This is a genomic window from Paenibacillus sp. SAF-068 (assembly GCF_051967555.1).
GTDB lineage: Bacteria > Bacillota > Bacilli > Paenibacillales > Paenibacillaceae > Paenibacillus.
On the sequence record NZ_JBQCJX010000002.1, the window covers coordinates 454252 to 475740 of the forward strand.

The following is a 21489-nucleotide window of genomic DNA, read 5'->3' on the forward strand; positions in this document are numbered from 1 at the left end:
TGTGGAAGAAATGAGATGGAACAAGGGAATGACCATTGCTGCTGCAGTGGTTGGAAGTGTACTCATATTATGGTCGGGCAAAAGTGAACAACCACCTAGTGGCTGGGAACCCTTGCAGCTCGGCACCGAGAAGCCGACGATAGAGCAGGAACTCCCTGCTGTGCAGTCGGCTGCTTCGGTTCAGGGCAATACAGGAACATCTACAGGAACGGATGCAAGTGGGATGCAGACTGGGAATGATGTAAAGGCAGATAAGTCTAAAGAGCTTGTGAGCGTTGGGGTTGAAGGTAATTCGGAAGTTCAAATCCCCAATCAGACAAACGATAATTTATCGGATACTGCTACTTCGACTGAACCGGTAATGCAAGGTGCGAATTCCAATTCTTCGGTTACCTCCGAGACGGCATTAAGCAGTAATCCATCTGTAGTTCGTGAAGAACCTGCCGACAATGGCAAGATTGATGTGAATACAGCACCTGTCTCCAAGCTTACGGAGCTTCCCGGAATCGGGGAGAAGAAAGCTCAGGCCATTGTGGACTATCGGAATGCACATGGTCCTTTTGCGAAAGTTAGTGATCTGACAAAGGTCAAGGGAATCGGCATGAAGATGCTGGAGAAGATGGCACCCTATGTGCAGATCCGGTAATATTAGAATAAAAAATGTGTTGAGCGGGAGGAAAGCAGCATGAGTACAGGAGAGGTACGCAAGGACTGGGATACGTATTTTATGGACATCGCGTATATGGTTTCCACCCGTTCCCGCTGTTCGCGTCGTCACGTCGGTGCCGTTCTTGTTCAGGGAAAAAAACTGCTGGGAACAGCCTATAATGGGGCACCCACCGGTGTTCCGGATTGTTCTGAAGCAGGCTGCATGATATCGGAGGAGTATGAGTTGGTCGTGACCGATGGGCGAGAAGAAATGGTGAAGAAGCAACGATGCATTCGCACAATCCATGCGGAGCAAAATTTGCTTTTATTCACAGATCGAATTGACCGCGAAGGCTCGTCTGTGTATGTGACCGACGAACCTTGCTGGACATGTGCCAACATGCTGGCGAATAGCGGGATTACAGAAATCGTCTTTCATCGTTCTTATCCTAAAGATACCGGCAAGGTAACGAATATGATGAATCAGAAGGGCATAACATTCCGCAGGTTGGAGAATTATCAGCCGCCGCGGGAAACGATGATGACTGTGAGCAATTAATGTGAATATGGTCGAATATGCGAGGGAGAACCTCCGGCAAGCCTGAATTGGCTTTCCGGGGGTTTTTCTGCATTCAAGAGTAACAGGAAGGAGGGAGCAAATGAAGGGCAGACCGTTGTTAAGTTTTACAATTTGCTGGTTATGCGGTAGCGGGATGGCTTGCGCGTTAACAGGCTGGACGTTAATCTGGGGGATGCTTGGGGCGCTGGCATGTCTGCCACTTCTGCTTCGTTTCATAGATGTGCGTGGATGGTCCATTTTATTGTTGCTCACCGCCTTTATTGGAGGTGCTATGCATTGGGAATGGAATGACGTACGCAATCATAGCAGACTGTCCGGGGCTAGCCATATCGCTACTAAAGAGTTAGACGGTATGGCAGCGGAGATTCAGGGTCAGCTTGTGTCAGATGTACGTATTGATGGAGATCGGGCAGACTTTAAGATACAGATGTCTTCCGTATTGCCCATATCGGCTTCGTCAGCAGATACAGATCTGGCAGCATCGTCTGCACCATCTGCATTCCGGATAGATGAACAATTGATGGTACAAGTCAGACTGTTGGAGGAGGAAGAACAACAGGTAGCAGCGGGGTGGCAGAGGGGCGATGCGATCACGCTCCATGGTTCTTTTGCTCTTCCTGGTGAAGCCAGGAACTTTGGCGGGTTTGATTATCGCAGTTATTTGCAAACCCTCCATATCCACTGGTTGTTCAAGGTGAAGGGAGCCGGCTCTGTTCTAGCTATGCCTCCGGAAAGGCTTGGACAATTCAACATACTACGGTGGACGGATTGGACAAGACATATGTTGGGTTCAGCGGTCGAGCAATTATTTCCTGAGCCTCATGCAGGATATATGAAGGGGCTAATTATCGGGATGGCTAACGATATCGATCCTGGCACCTATGGTCAGTTTTCACAACTGGGTCTAACTCATATCCTAGCAATCTCAGGAACCCATGTGGCTGTATATGTAGCTTCTCTTCTCCTTATTTTATCCTGGTTAAGGCTTACCAGAGAGACAGCACTCACGATTGTTCTGATCCTGGTGCCTGCATATGTACTATTATCCGGTGGTTCACCTTCAGTCATTCGGGCAGGCATTATGTCCATGATTGGTTTGTATATGGCGCGTCGCGGCCTCGCCAGAGACGGTCTTCAAATGATCAGTGCAGCAGCATTGCTTATGATGTGGTGGGACCCGTACTTTTTATTAAGCGTGAGCTTCCAGTTATCCTTTCTTGTGACTGCAGGTTTGATGATCTACATGCCATTGATTAACCGGCTGTTTAGCAGTTGGCCGAAATCTCTGGCTGCAACAGCATCTGTCACAGTGACCGCTCAGTTAATTTCGTTCCCAGTAACCATTCTGTATTTCAACCAGTTCTCATTGCTCTCATTTGTGGCTAACTTTCTACTGGTTTCTCTGATTAGCGCCATTGTATTACCTCTAGGGACGGTCGCGATGCTATTATCATTTATATGGGTTCCCTTAGCGAAACCTCTCGCATGGATTGCGATTCAATTGAATCAACTGACATTTGTAAGCGTGGAGTGGATGAACAGTCTGCCAGGTTTTGTGTTGATCTGGGCAACACCTTCCCTTCTGTGGATATCCGCATATTATGCCGTTTTGTATGCCTTGCTCTACCTGTTGCATCGTGGCAATGCTAAGCAGCGAGAAACAGCGTTTATTGAGGAGGATACGGCTCCTCTTGTGAGGCGACAGCCTTCTGTTGCCATGGAAAATGTGGGCATTCGCTCTTCGATGTCTGCCGTGGCACAGGATCAAGGTAAGAACGGTGTAGGTGAAAAAGAAACTTCTTTAACGACATTAGGAGCCAGTATTGCCTGGCCGGAGTATACAAGTGCATTTACCGCACGAGGTGCAGGATATTATGCACATGAACGAATGAGTAAAGCTCAGCAATGGTTGTGCGGGTTGCTCGCGCTCAGCTTTATTGCTGGATTGTGGTGGGCATACCAGACTCCGAAGCCTGCTGGAGCTGGCATCGTGCAGTTTTTGGATATTGGGCAAGGGGACAGTACATTGATTACAACCCCGGAAGGCAAACACATTTTGGTGGATGGTGGTGGAACGGTGAACTTTGGGAACACCGAACAATCATGGAAAACAAGGCGTGATCCGTATGAGGTAGGAGCCAAGGTGGTTGTTCCTCTATTGAAAAAGAGAGGCATCCATCAACTGGACGCGGTCATTGTCACACATGCCGATCAGGATCATGCCGGAGGGCTACAGGCTGTACTGGAACAGCTTCCGGTTAAACGTTTCATGTTTAATGGCACAACCAGTGGTAAGGCTAACTTTGATAAGTTACTGAGTACAGCCATGGAACGGAAAATCCCTCTTTACGCCATTCAGCAGGGAATGTCCTATATGGCTGACAAAGAGACAAGTTTACATTTTATGGCTCCAGATCTGGCACAGATGGATGTAAATGCATCAGGTAATCTGCCTGTGTCTGAACACCAGAATCATGATTCCGTTGTCTTTTTGCTGGACATGGCGGGGACTTCGATGTTGTTCACAGGGGATATGGATGCAGCAGCCGAGCAGGACCTCCTTTATATGATTCAGGATGGCTCACTAGCTGCCCGGTTTGAACAGAAAGGAGCAGATTTTGGAGTTACAGAGGGAGTTGTACAACGTGTACTTACACAACATCAGTTGCAGGTTAATTTAAATGATGTTTCAGCATCTATCTCCATTGACGTGTTAAAAGTCGCTCATCATGGTAGTAAAACGTCGTCAACTGAAGCCTGGCTCCAATACTGGAACGCCAAAACCGCCGTGATATCTGCAGGAGTTAACAATACATATGGGCATCCCAATCCAGGAGTGATGGAACGTCTGGAAGCTACCGGGTCAGAGATTTATCGAACGGATCAGATGGGGGAGATACAGATGAAAGTGAAGGATGGAAAGATCGATATCCGGTACAAGTTGGTTGGAGTTGAGTGACGTTGTATAAGACTGTATAGGTGAGCAGGTTGAAGAGCTTATAACAACGGATACGACGGCACGTAGTCTATTTATCGGTTTGAAGATAAGTGAAGATAACTCCGATTGAATACCAACTGGAAGGATAACAAGACAAGAGAACTTACAATAATGTGGATAGTTTGAGCAGAAAAAGTATTAAAGTTAAGTGTAAATATCGAGAAAATAATCCCACCAATGAAGCCTAATAGAACATATGCGGCAATAGCAACGAGCGATCTCACATACGTATTAACTCTTTTTCTGTATAAGAGCAATCCATCCACCAATATGGACAGTGGCGTAATTAAGAAGAGTAAAACAGCGAGGTTGATCAATAATCCAACTACAAATTTATACCCGAATGAATAATAGTAAGTATTCTCTATTCTTTCATGCAAAGGGACATAGTGATATATCCCCATTGCCAGTGAAATGAAAATTGCAGTGAATACAGCTGCAATTATTTTTCCGCGCGGCCTATTTATTCTATGGGTGTTTGTCATTTAAATAATGACCTCCATCTTAAACAACTATATTAACAAGAGATAGACTAAGGCAGTTACTATATTTTAACATACGATGTTGGAGGAAAATAAGTAAAATGATTTTATTCTGATCGAGATGACAAATTCCTTACTTCATTTGATTGCGAGTTACAGCACAGCATCCCAGTACAGCACAAAAAAGCCCGCTTTCCGTTACACTCCACGAAGGAGAATATCGGAAAACGGGCCATTTTTTCGAAATGGTAGATAAAAACGAACTATTCCACGCCATCCTTAAAATGTTTGTTCCAGTGCTTGTCGCCTTTGTGCAACAGATCTTCTACCGTTTTCTCAAGAGTCATCAACAGTTGTGCTCTGACATCAAGTACAGTTTCTCTATACAAGCGTTCTTCCGATCCAACGATTTTATCGCCGTATAACGCCTGTGCTGCTACGTACTTGCGATGTTCCTCGACCAGAGTATCAATGGACTCCAATGCATGTTCCACAAAGTGGGAAATGCTTTGATATTCTTTGGGCATTTGTTCTTTTAAAGCTTGAATTTTCGCTAGAGCTGGCATGCTCATCACCTCGTGTTTTATGAATGTAAATTTACAATACACTATTTTCATGAAAATTGCATTAAAAATAGCTTAAATTTGGACAAATTTCGACTTTTTTTATTTTAGGGAACCAAAAAGTGCTTCGCTATAATGTATGCCATTGCATTTGAATTGAGTCGTGTAAGTAATGGAATCCCTTTTGGATACGTTTGGTGACTCGTTATGCAATTTCTGTTATTCTAAGAGAAGATTTCAGCGGCCCTAATACATACGCCGTTATTTTGTTATGGCAAATTAAAAAAATACTTAACTTTGCAACAATTTTATTGATGATCACGTCTGTAAGGTTGCAGGGAGAGGGGGATCCTTTGTGGTAGAGCCGGAACTCATCAGAGCCGCTCAATCGGGCGATCGCGACGCTCTAATTACCCTATTGCGGGAGATTGAACAACATGTCTATCGGACCGCATATTACATTCTAAATAATGAACAGGACGCTTTGGATGCTGCTCAGGAAGCGTTGATCCGAATTTACACCAAAATCAACTCATACGAAGAAAAGGCCCAATTTAAAACATGGGTACAACGCATCGTCACGAACATCTGTATTGATAAATTCAGAAGAACCAAACCGTCCGTCTCCATTGACGAACATGACATGGTTTTTCAGGATAATCAGGATGTGGAGTACGAGGTCATGTCTACATATGTGGCCCAAGACATTCAGGATGCGATCAACAAGCTTCCCGAGCATCATCGTACCGTTATTGTTCTAAGATACTTGCAGGACTTATCCTACAATGAAATTGCGGATTGTCTCGATCTTCCGTTGAATACGGTGAAGTCTTATTTATTTAGAGCCAGACAGCAATTGCAGAATCTATTACAGGAATATCAGAAAGGTGGTGTGACAGGATGAAATGCGAAGAGGTGGTGGAATGGATGCACCGCTATCTGGATCATGATCTGGGCGAGGCCGAAACCGCGCAGATGCTACAACATGTGGCAAAGTGTCCGGAATGCGCCGAGAATTTTAGTTTACTTAGAGCTCTTTCCAGAGAATTGGAAGAATTACCGCAAGTAAGCCCAAAATTTAGTCTGGTTGATGCGATTATGCCACAGCTAGATGCCATTGACGAAGCGCGGAAGGAACAAAGTAGCACCGTACAGGAAATGAATCCTGTCCCCGCTACATTTGAGAATTTACAACGTTCAAGTGAGCGGAAAACGAAGCAAAAATGGCTTAACTCGATGGCAGGACGTATGTCCATGGGGGCAGCGGCTGCGGCAGTTGTATTGGGATTTGCCATCTGGGGATATCAGCCTGAACAGATTGAGAATGCCGATTCCATGCTGATGAGCTCTGGAGCTTCTCAAGAGAGCGGTAATGTGGATGAAAATCCACTAAGCAAGAGTATAGAAAATTATGATTCGTCAGCTTCTTCCACGCCAAGCAGCAATGATGTATTTGTGGATCAATCGAATATTTCACCAACTGAACCGGATAATCAGGGAATAGAAACAACTCCTGAAGAGAATGGTGGAGAGAAGGTGCAGGTTCCTGAGGTTCAGTCAGATCCGACTCCCCAACAACCGGCTACCGAAGCAACGCCTTCTTCGAACAAAGGAGCACAAGACAATTCGTCCAGTTCTCCTTCGACGGATAATCAGAAGAGTCAGCCTCAGAACCAAGATTCCGAGCAGAAGAATCCAGATTCAGGAAGTGTTCCTAGATCTCCTGCAGATGGGGAAGAGAATGGAGTAACTGAAACAGATAATGAAGATTCCTTCACTTCTCAGATGATTGTACCGAATGGAAATGAAGATGCTCCAGTGGAAGGCAATTCTGCTCCTGATTCCGGTGCAGGTGCAGACGCCTCTGGAGGAAACAAAGGATTTGCAGCAGGATCGGATCAGGAAATGACTACAACGGCAGCACCAAAAGAATGGAAATCACCTGACGGCTCTTACGTAGTTATGCTTCTTGGTGATCAGATCAGCATCTACTCCAAACCTGTGGGCGAACCGGATGTTCTAAATTTGGTTGAACAACGCAGTATAGAGGGGACGCTGAAGTCAGCAAGTTGGTCGAAGGATGGCACTCTATTTAATTACGAAACGGACAAGGACGGAACAACGGCGAAGAACTCGTTTAATGTACCTGCTGTTTCAGGTGGAGCTCCTGCGAAATAAATAAAAATTGGGGAGTGAGCTCCTCTGAACGAAAGAACATTTTCAGTATGACAAGCATATATTGGAACTAACAAAACGTCCTATCTCAGTTCAAACAACTGACGTCGTATGACCGCACACCGGCTTTTTCTAGAACTGCTGGTGCCTGCGTTTATATAGATGTAGGACAGGGGACCTTCATCCATAACTGGATGTAAGGTCCCTTTGTTGTCTTGTGTGTTTTCTGGTACGATAAAAGGGATAAGGGGGCACCGTGAATGGATGTGAAAAGTGCAACAAAGGCTATACGGAGTGGAGAAACGGCTCCGATCTATGTGCTGTATGGAACGGAAAAGTACCAGATACAGCAATTTACGGATATGTTAAAAGAGCAGGTTATTGAAGAAGAGCATCGTGATTTTGCGATTATTCCATATGATTTGTCTGAAACGGCTGTGGAGGTTGTTATTGAAGAAGCAGAGACCGTACCTTTTTTGGTTCCACGCAAATTGATTATTGTAAGGGACGCAAGCCTGTTCACTGCAGGTAAAGAATCCAAGATTGAACATCAGGTTGATCGTCTGCTTACATATATGGAAAATCCGGCAGATTACAGTACGATTGTTTTCCTGGCCCAAGGGGACAAGCTGGATGAGCGTAAGAAACTGGTGAAGGCTGTCAAGAAACAGGCAGTTGTTCTTGCTTTTGCTCCACTTAGTGGAGATGAACTGCTAAATTGGATTGTGAAACTGGCGAAGAAGCGGGATGTTTCCTTGGAGACGGGAGCAGCGGAAACACTGATCAGTTATGCAGGAACAGGTCTCCAGACCCTGTCTGCTGAAGTAGACAAGTTATGTTTGTTTGCAGGGAATGGGGGTACAATCCGGCGTGCTGATATCGAGTCGCTGGTTGCCCGCAGCACAGAGCAAAATGTATTTTCACTGGTGGAGGAACTTGCTAATTTACGACTGGAGAAGGCATTGGCTCTGTTCTATGAGTTGCTGAAGCAGCGGGAGGAACCGATTAAGATTGCAGCTCTAATTGCGCGGCAGTTTCGGATCATGATCCAGGTGAAGGAGTTGGGCCAACAAAGCTACTCCCAACAGCAGATTGCCAGTCAGCTTGGTCTGCATCCTTACGCGGTTAAGATCGCCGGAGAACAAGCGCGTAAATTCCAGCCGGAACGTCTGCGAATGATCCTGAGTCACCTCAGTGAACTGGATTACCAGATGAAAACAGGAGCGGTGGATAAAGTCCTTGGTCTGGAGCTTTTCTTATTGAGACTTGGTGCATGAATGAAGAACTAAATTTAATAGCTTACTAGCTTAGCGTAAATAACAAACAAAGCGACCTTTGCTCCATGATGATTAGATCATCGGAATAAAGGTCGCTTTGTCTGTGTCTTATACTTATCGAATCAGATACTAAAAAATCCTGAAAGCCTATGCTGTTCAGGATTTTTCCATTGGATCGTATAAGTAACGCTTCTTACGCTTGTGCGGAAAGAGCGTTCAGTTTTTTCGCCAAGCGAGACTTTTTGCGTGCTGCAGCATTTTTATGAACCAGACCTTTAGTTACAGCCTTGTCCAGCTTTTTGGAAGCAGCTTGAATCGCAGCTTTTGCAGTATCAACTTCGTTACTTACCAGAGCAGCATCAGCAGCTTTAACAGCTGTACGGAGTGCAGACTTCTGGGAAGCGTTGAGTGCGCGGCGCTTGTCGCTCGTTTTTACGCGTTTAACAGCGGATTTGATGTTTGGCATTACATTCACCTCCTGTAAGGCATTTGCATGAATACAAACGTTTCACAACTTAAAATATTCTATCACGCTAGCATGTAAAATGCAACAGATATTCCTACGATGTTCGACATGCTGCATAAAGTAACTCTTTTTCCCACACAATATGCTCAAATGCGGTAAGGGAGGCAGGGACAGAATGACACTGGATTTGCAAAACTATACAGTTCGTACCGATTTGGCGATCGACTCCAAGGAAATGGCGCAAGGTGGACAGAAACAGACGATTCCCGGATTAAGGGAAGATGTAGAAAAAAAAGAGGGCATTACAATTACACGTATTGATGTCCTGAATGAAGAAGCAGCCAAGGCCATTGGGCGAGTGAAAGGTCACTATGTCACATTGGAGGTGCCTTCACTGCGGAATGGTGATACAGAGTTACAGGAGCGAGTTGCCGCCGAATTCACACGTGAGATGGAAGATTTTATGGTGAAAGCCGGAATCAACAAAACCTCCAAAGTATTGATCGTTGGCCTGGGCAACTTGAATGTCACTCCTGATTCACTCGGCCCACTTGTTGTGGAAAATCTGATGGTGACCCGACAGTATTTCGAATTGGTGCCAGATCAGGTTGCACCAGGGTATCGGGAAGTCAGCGCGATCGCTCCCGGTGTGCTAGGTACAACGGGCATTGAATCCAGTGACATCGTACAAGGGATTGTAGACCGTACCAAGCCAGATGCCATTATTGCGATTGATGCACTGGCCTCACGTTCCTTGGAACGTGTAAATACAACGATTCAGGTAGCGGACATAGGTATCCACCCGGGATCCGGTATCGGGAACAAACGACGTGGCTTGACCCAAGAAATATTGGGCGTTCCCTGCATCGCCATCGGAGTACCGACTGTATGTTATGCGTCTACCATTGTGAACAATGTCATTGAGATGATGCGCTCTCACTTCCGCCAGGAAACGGATCAGACGAAACAGATCATGGGCATGCTGGACGACATCGGTGAGCAAGATCGTCTGAGCCTGGTCAAAGAGGTACTGGAGCCCCTGGGTCATGACCTCATTGTTACCCCAAAGGAAATCGATGAGTTTATTGAGGGAATTGCCAATGTTATTGCTACAGGACTTAACGCCGCACTTCATGATGCAGTGAATCCGGATAACGTAGCCGCCTATACACATTAAAACTTAAAACTGCTGAGAAGAAGGTCCGAATCTATCGGACTTTCTTTTTTTTGTTTTTGGAATCTTTCATTTTCCTGTTCTATCAAATTGGGCGGGCTCATAGAGTTGAAGTATAAGAGTTGTCCAGCAGGGAAGGAGACAGCAGAATGAACAAGATATTGGCCTGGAATATTGGAAAGTGGAAAAAAAGATGTCTGCACGTGCTGGCCATGGGCCGTACGTTGTTGTTGCTTATGATCATATCTGCCTTGTTTTTTGTTGTACTGGGCCTGGGGGGCATGGCAGAGAAACGCTTGAATAATTCCCCCGTTTCTTCCATGAAAGGATTTGCGAGCGCTGTATCAAGCCGCTTTTTCGTCGATATGCTCGGTATGGAGGTACCCCATCTCACCCAGAAGGAGCAGACCTCTGCCATATCGGGAGAGAACCTCACCTCTTTTGTTTTCCAATTACTTACGAATGTTAATCCGCAAGATCCCAAGAGCCTGATTGCAAGAGAAATGCCGGGCATGGGTTCCAACCAACCTGTACTACTCCGGCCTGGCTCTGGTAACGAAAAAGCCGAGGCTCCCGAAGATTATCAGCCCGGTCCTGGTCTTACAGATACGGCTTCTGGAGGGAAACCCGGTAGTGAGTTACATGTTCCACCAGGTCAGGACAATACGGATCCACCTGATTCGAGCGAACCTGGAGATGGAGAAGGTAAGGAAGATCCCCCAGCGAAGAATGGCGAGAAAGATAATTCAGGCTCACCCACAACAGGCAAAAAATCGATTCTTATCTATCATTCCCATCCACGGGAAGGCTACAACCCATTACTAGGTACGAAAAGTGATAATCCATCATCAGGCAAATCAACAGGCAATGTGTTTCAAGTGGGAACTTATCTCTCAGACAGTCTGGAGAAGCTCGGACTCGGCGTAGAACACGCCAAAGACGATTATCCAACCAAAGTAAAGGACTATAACTGGAACTATTCCTATAAATACTCCCGTCAAACGGTAAAAGCGGCACTCGCTCAAAATGACGATCTGACGTATCTCATCGACATTCATCGCGATTCACAGCGTCATGGCAAAACAACAACGACCATTAATGACTTGGGCTACGCCAAAGTGTATTTCATTATTGGACATGAAAACCCGAATTGGCGGCAGAATGAAGCCTTTGCAGCGAAAATTCATAAGAAATTGGAAGCCAAATATCCAGGTGTATCCCGAGGTGTCTGGGGCAAGGACGGCGGAGGGGCCAACAACGGAGAGTATAACCAGACCCTTTCACCCAACAGCATTTTGATTGAGATTGGCGGGATCGACAACACAGGAGCCGAGCTACAACGGACATCGAAGATTCTCGCTGACATGATTGCCCAAGTGTACTGGGAAGATCAGAAGGTGGACAAAGCTAGTGCGAAGACCTCTTCGCAGGGTGGATAAGACTATATATGTAAGAAGAACAAAATAGCAGAGCGTGACAGGAGGCAAAGAATATGTCCAGATTCGGTAAAAGATTGTTATCCATCGCTGTATTAATGTTGCTCGGGGTGCTGTTTGGAATGCAGCTGGCTGGCAGCAACTTTCACACGGGCACTCCAGCAGGAGGCGCGTCAACCGTTGTGACAACGGAGCCAACTTCATCGGTTACCGAATCTGTTCCAACTGCTCCTGTCCAAAAGGAAATCAAAGAACCGCCGTTCGTGCCTGTTCAGTCACCAAGCCAAGTGCTTGGGGCAGATCAGAGTAAGGCTCCGGTTGATGTGTTGGCAGACAAAACGGCTGGACTATTGCAAAATCTCTCACACAGTGGAATCAAGTGGGTGGTCTCCCTTTTTAGCGGTGTTGCTGAATAAAATACCATAAATTAAAGGTACAATAGTACCTCAGGGAGTTCATGATCACACTTTATTATCAAAGTTGAGACATCACGGGATTGATGCACTCTGCATCAACTGTTATAATGAAGTGATTGACACTAGGCTGTTTCTGGGGGTAAGGAATGACTGACATTCGGGCAAGACAACGTAAAATTCGTAACTTTTCTATTATTGCACATATAGATCACGGCAAATCAACACTTGCGGACCGGATCTTGGAGTACACAGGTGCGCTGACAACACGAGAAATGCAAGAACAAGTACTGGATCAGATGGATCTTGAGCGTGAACGTGGAATCACAATCAAACTACAGGCAGTAGCCCTGACTTACAAGGCAGATGATGGCGAAGAGTATCTATTGAATCTGATTGATACGCCTGGACACGTAGACTTTACGTATGAAGTTTCACGTAGCCTTGCAGCATGTGAAGGCGCTCTTCTTGTGGTGGATGCGGCTCAAGGAATTGAAGCCCAAACACTCGCCAACGTGTATCTGGCATTGGACAATAATCTTGAAATTTTACCGGTTATCAACAAAATTGACCTTCCGAGCGCAGACCCTGATCGGGTGAAGCAGGAAGTGGAAGATGTTATTGGTTTGGATACAAGCAACGCTGTTCTGGCTTCGGCCAAGGCAGGTATCGGAATCAAAGAAATTCTGGAGCAAGTGGTGCAGAGTGTTCCAGCACCAGACGGTGACCCGGATCAGCCGTTGAAAGCGCTGATTTTTGACTCACACTATGACCCGTACAAAGGTGTAATCGTATATGTACGTGTTGTTGATGGCAAAATCAAATCCGGTTCCAAAATCAAAATGATGGCAACGGGTAAATCCTTTGAAGTCATTGAAGTTGGAGCGTTCAAACCACGCATGACTATTGTGGACGAGCTGAATGTGGGTGATGTTGGATTTATTGTTGCGGGTATTCGGCATGTAGGCGATACACAAGTCGGGGATACGGTAACGGAGACTAAAAATCCAACACCTGAACCTTTGCCGGGTTATCGCAAAATTAATCCTATGGTATATTGCGGTCTCTATCCGATCGAAACATCGGACTATGTTGATCTGCGTGAAGCATTGGAGAAATTGCAATTGAACGACGCTTCGCTCAGTTTCGAGCCGGAAACATCCAGTGCCCTTGGTTTTGGATTCCGATGTGGATTCCTTGGACTACTTCACATGGACGTGATCCAGGAGCGGATTGAGCGTGAATTCAACATTCCGTTGATCACAACTGCACCAAGCGTAATCTACCACGTGACTCTGACCAATGGTGAAGTTATGCAAATTGACAATCCATCCAACTATCCTGAGGTAGGCCGGATTGATTATGTTGAGGAGCCATACGTGAAAGCAGCCATCATCGTACCGAATGATTATGTAGGTACCATCATGGAATTGTGTCAGAACAAGCGTGGCGAATATGTGAATATGGAATATTTGGACACAACCCGGGTTACGATTACGTATGAGATCCCGTTGTCCGAGATTGTATATGATTTCTTCGACCAGTTGAAATCAAGTACCAAAGGCTATGCATCGTTTGACTATGAGCTGTCTGGTTATCGTCAGTCCAATCTGGCGAAAATGGACATCTTGCTCAATGGCGAACAGGTCGATGCGTTGTCCTTTATCGTTCACCGTGACCGTGCGTATAACCGCGGACGCATTATCTGTGAGAAACTGCGCGAGCTGATTCCACGGCAAATGTTCGAGGTGCCAATTCAGGCATCTGTAGGTACTAAGGTTGTTGCTCGTGAAACGGTAAAAGCGATGCGTAAAAACGTACTTGCCAAGTGTTATGGTGGTGACATCTCGCGGAAACGGAAACTGCTTGAGAAGCAGAAGGAAGGTAAGAAGCGGATGAAGCAGGTTGGTAACGTTGAGGTGCCACAAGAGGCATTCATGGCGGTACTGAAAATTGATGATTAAGACGTTTGCTTGCAAACGTCACGTGAATCCTTTCGGTACATCAATAATTTGTGTATGAAAGGATAAACGATATTTTTTCTCAGGTACATCACAGAATGTGTGTATCAAAATTGAATTGTAGGACGTTTGCTTGCAAAATGGTTAACACAGAATATTAATAACTAAGCTGAAAGGGAAGCCGGATGGCTTTCCTTTTTTCAAATAGAGGGGGACTTGCCATGACATTGGCAGCACATAGCCGGAAGACAGGTGCGCCCCAAGCGGTGTATCTTCACATTCCCTTTTGCACAAATAAATGTTTTTATTGCGACTTTAACTCTTACGTTCTGAAAGATCAGCCCGTGATGCAATATCTCGAAGCGCTGGAACGAGAGATGGAACATACAGTGAAGGCAAACCCACCGGGTGAGATCAAGACCATATTTGTAGGTGGGGGTACACCAACGGCTCTGAAACCGGATGAGATGGCAGTATTTCTTCGTTCCGTGAAGACGTATTTCCCGAATTGGGCGGACGATATTGAATTTTCGATGGAGGCCAACCCGGGGACAACGGATGCGGAGAAACTCGCTGCGATGAAAGAAGGCGGCGTCAATCGTGTCAGCTTTGGCGTACAGGCGTTTCAAAATGACCTGCTCACAGGCATTGGCCGTATTCATAATACGGATGATGTATATCGGAGTCTGGAGAACGCTCGGAAAGCGGGAATCAATAACCTGTCCATTGACCTGATGTTCGGCTTGCCGAACCAGACTGTAGAGATGTTAAATGAGAGCATCGACAAAGCGCTGGAACTGGATCTGCCGCATTACTCCATCTACAGTCTGAAAGTGGAAGAGAATACCCTCTTCCATACACTGTATCAGAAGAACCAGCTACCCCTTCCTCATGAAGATGACGAGCTGGAGATGTATCTTCTATTAATGAGACGTATGAAAGAAGCAGGCTATGGACAATACGAGATCAGTAACTTTGCCAAGCCAGGCTTCGAGAGTCGTCACAATATTACGTACTGGCGTAATGAGGACTACTATGGTCTGGGTGCAGGTGCACATGGATATGTAGGCCGCGAACGGCATATGAATATTAAAGGTATAAATCCTTATGTTGAAGCTTCGCGAGCAGGACTGCCTCGTCTGGATCATTTTGAGATTGCTCGCCCGGAAGCTATGGAAGATTATCTGATGGTTGGGCTGAGAATGTTGGAGGGGGCTTCAGCCTCACGGTTTAGCGAACAATTCGGTGAGTCCATGGAAGAAGTGTTTGCGAAGCCTTTGGGCAAAATGTTGAACGCAGGATTGCTTGAGCGTACGGCAGACGGTTTCCGACTGAGCGAGCAGGGTATCCTGTTCGGAAATGACGTTTTTGCGGAGTTTATCGGGTCCATATCGCTGAATTCGTAGCTTGAAATTCTATACGCTCTGTTGTATATTTATTCATATTGATTTTACAGGGCGTGTTAATTTAACAACTACGAAGTCAGCTTTCCTCTGGAAAGCTTGGTAATAGGAGGAGAGCAGGATGTCGGTAATATGCAGAAAAGCCGTGCCGGAAGATGTTGAACCACTGTATGAAATGATTAAGGGCTATGCAGAGCGTGGGATCATGCTTCCGCGATCACGGGAAATTCTGCATCGGCAGCTGGAGCACTTTGTTGTAGCCGAAGTGGATGGTGAAGTGGTGGGTTGCGGATCGCTTTGTCGTCTGGGGAGTGATCTGGTGGAAGTCAGATCACTCGGTATCTCGGAAGGACACAAAGGGCTCGGTATTGGCTCCAAATTGCTGGACCGACTGGTAGAAGAAGCGGAGAAACAACAGATTCCCAAGGTTATGGCGTTGACATATGAAGTATCCTTCTTTCTCAAAAACGGCTTTGCTGTCGTGGAAAAAGAGATTTTTCCCGAGAAAGTATGGACCGACTGTGTTCATTGCAGCAAGCAGGATTGTTGCGATGAGATCGCTGTATTGAAAGAGCTTAACGTTTCGGCCTAACAACTGAATGGACTGCATGGATTGAGCCGAGTTAGCCTCTGCCCACATGCAGTCCTTTTTACTTTAAATGATGTACAATAAAGTTGTTAGGACTCGCCAACATTGGTCTATACTATAAATAGATGAGCCCACTCATCAATCTCACTTGACAATGTTCACGTCAGTTTGGTATTTTTGTATTACCGCTTAGCACTCATCTAACCGGAGTGCTAACGACATGGGACAGTACAGTCAGAAGGAGGGAATACTCACCATGTTAACAGAGCGTCAACGAATGATTCTGAACGCTATAGTGGATGACTATATCCGTTCAGCTGAGCCCGTAGGGTCCCGGAGCATTTCCAAAAGGGGAGATGTTGGATACAGTCCGGCGACGATCCGTAATGAAATGGCGGACCTTGAAGATATGGGTTTCCTGGAACAGCCACATACATCGGCAGGACGCATTCCTTCCCATAAAGGCTATCGATATTATGTCGATCATTTGGTTCCCTGGAATCAGGTGGAGCCTCAAGAGTTGGATGACCTGAAGTCGTTCTTCGCCGAAAAGCTGAACGTTATGGAACAAGTTATTCAGCATGCATCCAATATTTTGTCACACATGACGAATTATACTTCGATCCTGCTTGGACCTGAAGTATTCCACACGTCCCTGCGTCACTTCCAATTGCTTCCGCTGAACGAGAGTGAAGCTGTGGCAATCATCGTGACCAATACAGGTCAGGTGGAGAACAAGACGGTTCAGATTCCACCAGAAATCTCGGTAGCCGAGATGGAAAATGTGGTTCGCTTGTTAAACACCAAGCTTGTGGGCGTACCAATCTACAAATTGAAATCCCGTCTTTATACCGAACTTGGGCAAGAGATGGAGCGGCATATTACACGTTACGAGGAAGTTATGCAGGTACTGAACAGTGCCTTTGATAACGAACATGATAATCGTCTGTTCCTCAGTGGTGCCACCAATATGTTGACTCAACCGGAATTTAAAGATATTGAAAAGGTAAAAGATATTCTTGACCTGCTGGAAGAGACACCAACACTCATGAAATTGATGATGCCCGTGCCGGGTGGATCTGGTATTCAAGTGCGAATCGGCACTGAGAATGATCATGAAGCCTTTGCCAACTGCAGCCTGATTACAGCCTCCTATTCATTGGACGGTGAGGCTTTGGGTTCGATTGGTATTCTGGGACCCACGCGAATGGATTATGCACGTGTCATTCATATTCTAAATACACTATCCCGTGACTTGACGGCGATGCTGACGCATCGTTTCAAATAAGATTCGGGAATGAACCATTTCATTCGTATAAGGAGGTGAACATCTTGAAAGAGGAGCAATCATTCACAGAAGAACAAGAGGTAACAACAGCTGAGCAGGAGCCTGTTAATGAAGCAGGCGCTGCAGAAGCACAAGCTGAAGAGATCGCTGATCAGGAGCAGGATGAGCTTGCACGTCTGAAGGCAGAAGCTGAGGAGCAACAGCAGCGTTATGTCCGTGCACAGGCTGATTTTGACAACTTCCGTCGCCGTACGCAGAAGGAAAAAGAAGAATTGGCTAAATATGCTTCGATGAAGCTGGTCACCGAACTGGTACCGGTTATTGATAACTTCGAGCGCGCCATGGCTACTGTACCGGAAGGAGCAGAGGTCGAATCTTTCTCCAAGGGCATGCAAATGATTTTCCGTCAATTGGAAACGGTGATGAATAACGAAGGTCTGACAGCTATGGAATCGGTAGGACAACCGTTCAATCCTGAATTCCACCAAGCCATTATGCAAGTGGAGAGCGACGAGTACGAAGAAGGTATCGTTGTGGAGGAAGTCCAAAAAGGCTACATGCTGAAAGATAAAGTGCTTCGTCCAGCTATGGTTAAAGTCAGCTCATAATTTCCTTATAGGAAGGGACGAGTTGACTCCTTGGGTTGAACAATGTGGGCGAGGTTTAATATAAAGATTTGTACACATAGAGCACGATTAGCAACATGAACATCGAATAAGGATCAGATTGATCCATTCATTTTAAATTGTTGAGGAGGAAATTTTCGGATGAGCAAAGTAATCGGTATTGACTTAGGAACAACAAACTCATGCGTAGCAGTAATGGAAGGCGGCGAGGCTGTCGTAATTCCAAATCCGGAGGGCGCACGCACAACCCCATCCGTAGTCGGTTTCAAAAAAGATGGAGAGCGTGTTGTCGGTGAAACAGCAAAACGTCAAGCGATCACCAATCCGGATCGTACGATCATGTCGATCAAACGTCACATGGGTACTTCCCACAAAGAAACAATTGATGGCAAAGACTACTCTGCACAAGAGATCTCTGCAATCATCCTGCAAAAATTGAAATCCGATGCTGAAGCTTATCTGGGTCAAACGGTAACTCAAGCCGTTATTACTGTACCAGCTTACTTCAATGACAGTCAGCGTCAAGCGACTAAAGATGCGGGTAAAATTGCAGGTTTGGAAGTTCTGCGTATCGTCAACGAGCCTACAGCAGCAGCTTTGGCGTACGGTATGGAGAAATCCGAAGACCAAACGATTCTCGTATATGACCTGGGTGGCGGTACGTTCGACGTATCCATTCTTGAATTGGGTGACGGCTTCTTCGAAGTTAAAGCAACTAGCGGGGACAACCAACTGGGCGGCGATGACTTTGACCAAGTGATTATTGATTACCTCGTAAGTGAATTCAAAAAAGATCAAGGCATTGACTTGAGTAAAGATAAAGCAGCGGTTCAACGTTTGAAAGATGCAGCGGAAAAAGCGAAAAAAGAACTTTCCGGCGTATTGACTACAACGATCTCCTTGCCGTTCATCACGGTAGCTGATGGCGTTCCTCAGCATATGGAGTTGAACCTGAGCCGTGCGAAATTTGAAGAAATCTCTGCAGGTCTGGTTGAGCGTACGCTTGAACCAACTCGTCGTGCATTGAGCGATGCAGGTATGACGGCTAACGATATCGACAAGATCGTATTGGTTGGTGGTTCCACACGTATTCCTGCAGTACAGGAAGCGATCAAAAAACTGACTGGTAAAGAGCCTCACAAAGGCGTTAACCCGGATGAAGTTGTAGCTTTGGGCGCTGCTGTACAAGCGGGCGTACTGACAGGTGACGTGAAAGACGTTGTATTGCTTGACGTAACGCCTTTGTCCCTCGGTATCGAAACAGCGGGTGGCGTATTCACGAAAATGATCGAGCGTAACACAACGATCCCTACAAGCAAATCTCAAGTATTCTCCACGTATGCAGACAATCAACCAAGCGTTGAGATTCATGTTCTGCAAGGTGAGCGTGAGATGGCAGCGGGGAACAAATCGCTTGGACGTTTCATGTTGGGTGATATTCCACCAGCTCCACGTGGCGTTCCACAGATCGAAGTTAGCTTCGATATTGATGCCAACGGTATCGTTAACGTATCTGCAACAGATAAAGGTACGAACAAAACTCAAAAAATCACAATCACTTCTTCCAGCGGTTTGAGCGATGCAGAAGTTGAGCAAATGATGAAAGATGCTGAGTTGCATGCTGAAGAAGATAAAAAACGCAGAGAACTCGTTGAAGCGAAAAACAGTGCAGATCAATTGATCTACTCTGTTGACAAAACGATCAAAGATCTTGGCGAAAAAGCAGATGCTGGCGAAGTTGAAAAAGCGAATGCTGCCAAAGAAAAACTGCAAGGCGTTTTGGCTTCCGACAACCTGGAAGATATCAAAGCTGCTACAGAAGAACTGACAGAGATCGTTCAACAACTGTCCGTGAAACTGTATGAGCAAGCTCAGGCCCAAGAGCAAGAAGCACAAGGTGCTGAAGAGCAACAAGGTTCCGCAAAACGTGACAACGTCGTAGACGCTGATTACGAAGTTGTGGATGAAGATAAAAAACAAAACTAATTCGTAGTTCTACGCGAATTAAACATCGGTGACGTTCGAATTAGAGGGAAAGTCATAGCCGGGGCTCCCGCGCTTTGGCTTTCCTTTTGTCACGATGTGCGATATGGTGAATGATATGGGGGTGGAAGAGTGGCTGAAAAGCGTGATTATTATGAGGTGCTTGGCGTTAGTAAAACGGCTAACGACGATGAGATTAAAAAGGCTTACCGTAAGCTTGCCCGTCAGTATCACCCTGACGTAAACAAGGCTGCTGATGCGGAAGCTAAATTTAAAGAAGTTAAAGAAGCTTATGACGTAGTGAGTGACGGTCAGAAGCGTGCACAATATGACCAATATGGTCATGTCGATCCGAATCAGGGTGGATTCGGTGGTGGCGGTGATTTTGGCGGCGGTGGATTCGGCGACATCTTCGACATGTTCTTTGGCGGCGGTGGCGGTGGACGACGTGATCCAAATGCCCCGCAGCGGGGGAATGATCTGCAGTACACCATGACGATTGAGTTCAAGGAAGCCGTATTCGGTAAAGAAACCGATATTACAATTCCGCGTACTGAAGGCTGTGATACCTGTCATGGCTCAGGTGCCAAACCTGGAACGAAACCGGAAACCTGCTCGGTCTGCCAAGGTAGCGGTCAGCAGGAAGTCGTGCAAAATACACCGTTTGGTCGTATGGTTAACCGTCGTGCATGTTCGAACTGTAGCGGTTCGGGCCAAATTATCAAAGAAAAATGTACAACGTGCAGTGGCAGCGGCAAAGTCCGTAAGCAACGCAAAATTCATGTTCGCATTCCAGCGGGTGTGGATGACGGCGCACAACTGCGAATGACAGGTGAGGGCGAGGGAGGCCTGCGTGGCGGACCAGCCGGAGATCTCTATATTGTCATTCGCGTGAAATCACATGATTTCTTCGAGCGTGAAGGCGATGATATTTATTGCGAAATCCCACTTACCTTTGCTCAGGCAGCTCTGGGAGATGAAGTTGAAATCCCGACATTGACCGAGAAAGTGAAGTTGAAAGTACCAGCGGGTACACAAACGGGAACGTATTTCCGTCTCAAAGGCAAGGGTGTACCACGCCTGCGCGGTATGGGGCAAGGGGATCAGCATGTGAAAGTGGTTGTGGTTACACCGAGTAAGCTGAATGACGAGCAGAAAGATCTGCTTCGCCAAATTGCTGCGCTGGATGGAGAGCAAACACATGAGCATGAACAATCTTTCTTTGATCGAGTGAAACGTGCCTTCCGCGGCGACTGAGAATAAAATAATGCAAGACCAAGGACACCACAGCGTTTTTTTAACGCAGGGTGTCCTTTTTTTTGCATCTTTTTTTAATGCCCCAGTGGTTTTGGCAACATCCACGGATATATGCTGCGAAGACGACAGCAATTTGTGGGAGCATTTCGGTATATTCTGAGCGAACTTGC

General features: G+C 46.1%; 18 protein-coding genes. 16 read left to right on the top strand and 2 right to left on the bottom strand.

All coding sequences use genetic code 11. From position 1 onward, the window contains the following. Positions 1 to 10: 10 nt before the first annotated feature. The 3 genes from ACTHPG_RS15995 (at position 11) to ACTHPG_RS16005 (ending at position 4187) form a co-directional block, all read left to right on the top strand. Positions 11 to 646, top strand: coding sequence for a ComEA family DNA-binding protein (locus tag ACTHPG_RS15995; RefSeq protein ID WP_440390570.1), 636 nt, complete (start codon positions 11 to 13; stop codon positions 644 to 646). A 39-nt stretch (positions 647 to 685) separates the two neighbouring features. Next, positions 686 to 1207 (top strand): deoxycytidylate deaminase, encoded by a 522-nt coding sequence (locus ACTHPG_RS16000; RefSeq protein WP_440390571.1) that lies wholly within the window; start codon positions 686 to 688, stop codon positions 1205 to 1207. 100 nt (positions 1208 to 1307) lie between these two features. Beyond that, positions 1308 to 4187 carry a ComEC/Rec2 family competence protein gene (locus tag ACTHPG_RS16005; protein WP_440390572.1) on the top strand — a complete coding sequence of 960 codons (2880 nt, stop codon included), beginning with the start codon at positions 1308 to 1310 and terminating at the stop codon, positions 4185 to 4187. Positions 4188 to 4971: 784 nt separating this feature from the next. On the opposite strand, the gene ACTHPG_RS16010 is transcribed toward ACTHPG_RS16005, so the two are convergent. Then, positions 4972 to 5274 carry a hypothetical protein gene (locus ACTHPG_RS16010; RefSeq protein WP_062835531.1) on the bottom strand — a complete coding sequence of 101 codons (303 nt, stop codon included), beginning with the start codon at positions 5272 to 5274 and terminating at the stop codon, positions 4972 to 4974. A gap of 352 nt (positions 5275 to 5626) precedes the next feature. On the opposite strand from ACTHPG_RS16010, the gene ACTHPG_RS16015 reads away from it, so the two are divergent. The 3 genes from ACTHPG_RS16015 (at position 5627) to holA (ending at position 8723) form a co-directional block, all read left to right on the top strand. Beyond that, positions 5627 to 6175, top strand: coding sequence for an RNA polymerase sigma factor (locus tag ACTHPG_RS16015; RefSeq protein ID WP_017687205.1), 549 nt, complete (start codon positions 5627 to 5629; stop codon positions 6173 to 6175). Then, positions 6172 to 7449 (top strand): zf-HC2 domain-containing protein, encoded by a 1278-nt coding sequence (locus ACTHPG_RS16020; protein ID WP_440390573.1) that lies wholly within the window; start codon positions 6172 to 6174, stop codon positions 7447 to 7449. The genes ACTHPG_RS16015 and ACTHPG_RS16020 overlap by 4 nt, the downstream gene beginning before the upstream one ends. A 257-nt stretch (positions 7450 to 7706) precedes the next feature. Continuing rightward, positions 7707 to 8723, top strand: a complete 1017-nt coding sequence (holA, locus tag ACTHPG_RS16025) for a DNA polymerase III subunit delta (RefSeq protein WP_440390574.1) — start codon at positions 7707 to 7709, stop codon at positions 8721 to 8723. A gap of 193 nt (positions 8724 to 8916) precedes the next feature. Here holA and rpsT read toward each other — a convergent pair whose 3' ends face one another. Then, complete coding sequence (rpsT, locus tag ACTHPG_RS16030) at positions 8917 to 9189, bottom strand: 30S ribosomal protein S20 (protein WP_024628504.1); 273 nt, start codon at positions 9187 to 9189, stop codon at positions 8917 to 8919. A gap of 175 nt (positions 9190 to 9364) precedes the next feature. On the opposite strand from rpsT, the gene gpr reads away from it, so the two are divergent. The 10 genes from gpr to dnaJ all read left to right on the top strand — a co-directional run bounded on the left by gpr (position 9365) and on the right by dnaJ (position 21319). Next, on the top strand, positions 9365 to 10366 hold the full coding sequence (gene gpr, locus ACTHPG_RS16035) for a GPR endopeptidase (RefSeq protein WP_440390575.1): 1002 nt from the start codon (positions 9365 to 9367) through the stop codon (positions 10364 to 10366). A gap of 146 nt (positions 10367 to 10512) precedes the next feature. Continuing rightward, a complete protein-coding gene (locus tag ACTHPG_RS16040) occupies positions 10513 to 11802 on the top strand; it encodes a stage II sporulation protein P (RefSeq protein ID WP_440390576.1) in 1290 nt (429 codons plus the stop codon). 53 nt (positions 11803 to 11855) lie between these two features. Beyond that, positions 11856 to 12215, top strand: a complete 360-nt coding sequence (locus ACTHPG_RS16045; RefSeq protein ID WP_440390577.1) for a hypothetical protein — start codon at positions 11856 to 11858, stop codon at positions 12213 to 12215. A gap of 146 nt (positions 12216 to 12361) precedes the next feature. Next, complete coding sequence (gene lepA, locus ACTHPG_RS16050; RefSeq protein ID WP_440390578.1) at positions 12362 to 14176, top strand: translation elongation factor 4; 1815 nt, start codon at positions 12362 to 12364, stop codon at positions 14174 to 14176. 218 nt (positions 14177 to 14394) lie between these two features. Next, a complete protein-coding gene (hemW, locus tag ACTHPG_RS16055) occupies positions 14395 to 15579 on the top strand; it encodes a radical SAM family heme chaperone HemW (protein ID WP_440390579.1) in 1185 nt (394 codons plus the stop codon). Between the two features lie 118 nt (positions 15580 to 15697). Continuing rightward, complete coding sequence (locus ACTHPG_RS16060) at positions 15698 to 16168, top strand: N-acetyltransferase (RefSeq protein WP_440390580.1); 471 nt, start codon at positions 15698 to 15700, stop codon at positions 16166 to 16168. 253 nt (positions 16169 to 16421) lie between these two features. Beyond that, complete coding sequence (gene hrcA / locus ACTHPG_RS16065; RefSeq protein ID WP_036615092.1) at positions 16422 to 17453, top strand: heat-inducible transcriptional repressor HrcA; 1032 nt, start codon at positions 16422 to 16424, stop codon at positions 17451 to 17453. A gap of 41 nt (positions 17454 to 17494) precedes the next feature. After that, positions 17495 to 18061, top strand: a complete 567-nt coding sequence (gene grpE / locus ACTHPG_RS16070; protein ID WP_440390823.1) for a nucleotide exchange factor GrpE — start codon at positions 17495 to 17497, stop codon at positions 18059 to 18061. A gap of 159 nt (positions 18062 to 18220) precedes the next feature. Then, positions 18221 to 20065, top strand: coding sequence for a molecular chaperone DnaK (gene dnaK / locus ACTHPG_RS16075; RefSeq protein WP_440390581.1), 1845 nt, complete (start codon positions 18221 to 18223; stop codon positions 20063 to 20065). Positions 20066 to 20194: 129 nt separating this feature from the next. Further along, positions 20195 to 21319 (top strand): molecular chaperone DnaJ, encoded by a 1125-nt coding sequence (gene dnaJ / locus ACTHPG_RS16080; RefSeq protein ID WP_062835521.1) that lies wholly within the window; start codon positions 20195 to 20197, stop codon positions 21317 to 21319. The last annotated feature ends 170 nt before the right edge of the window (positions 21320 to 21489 follow it).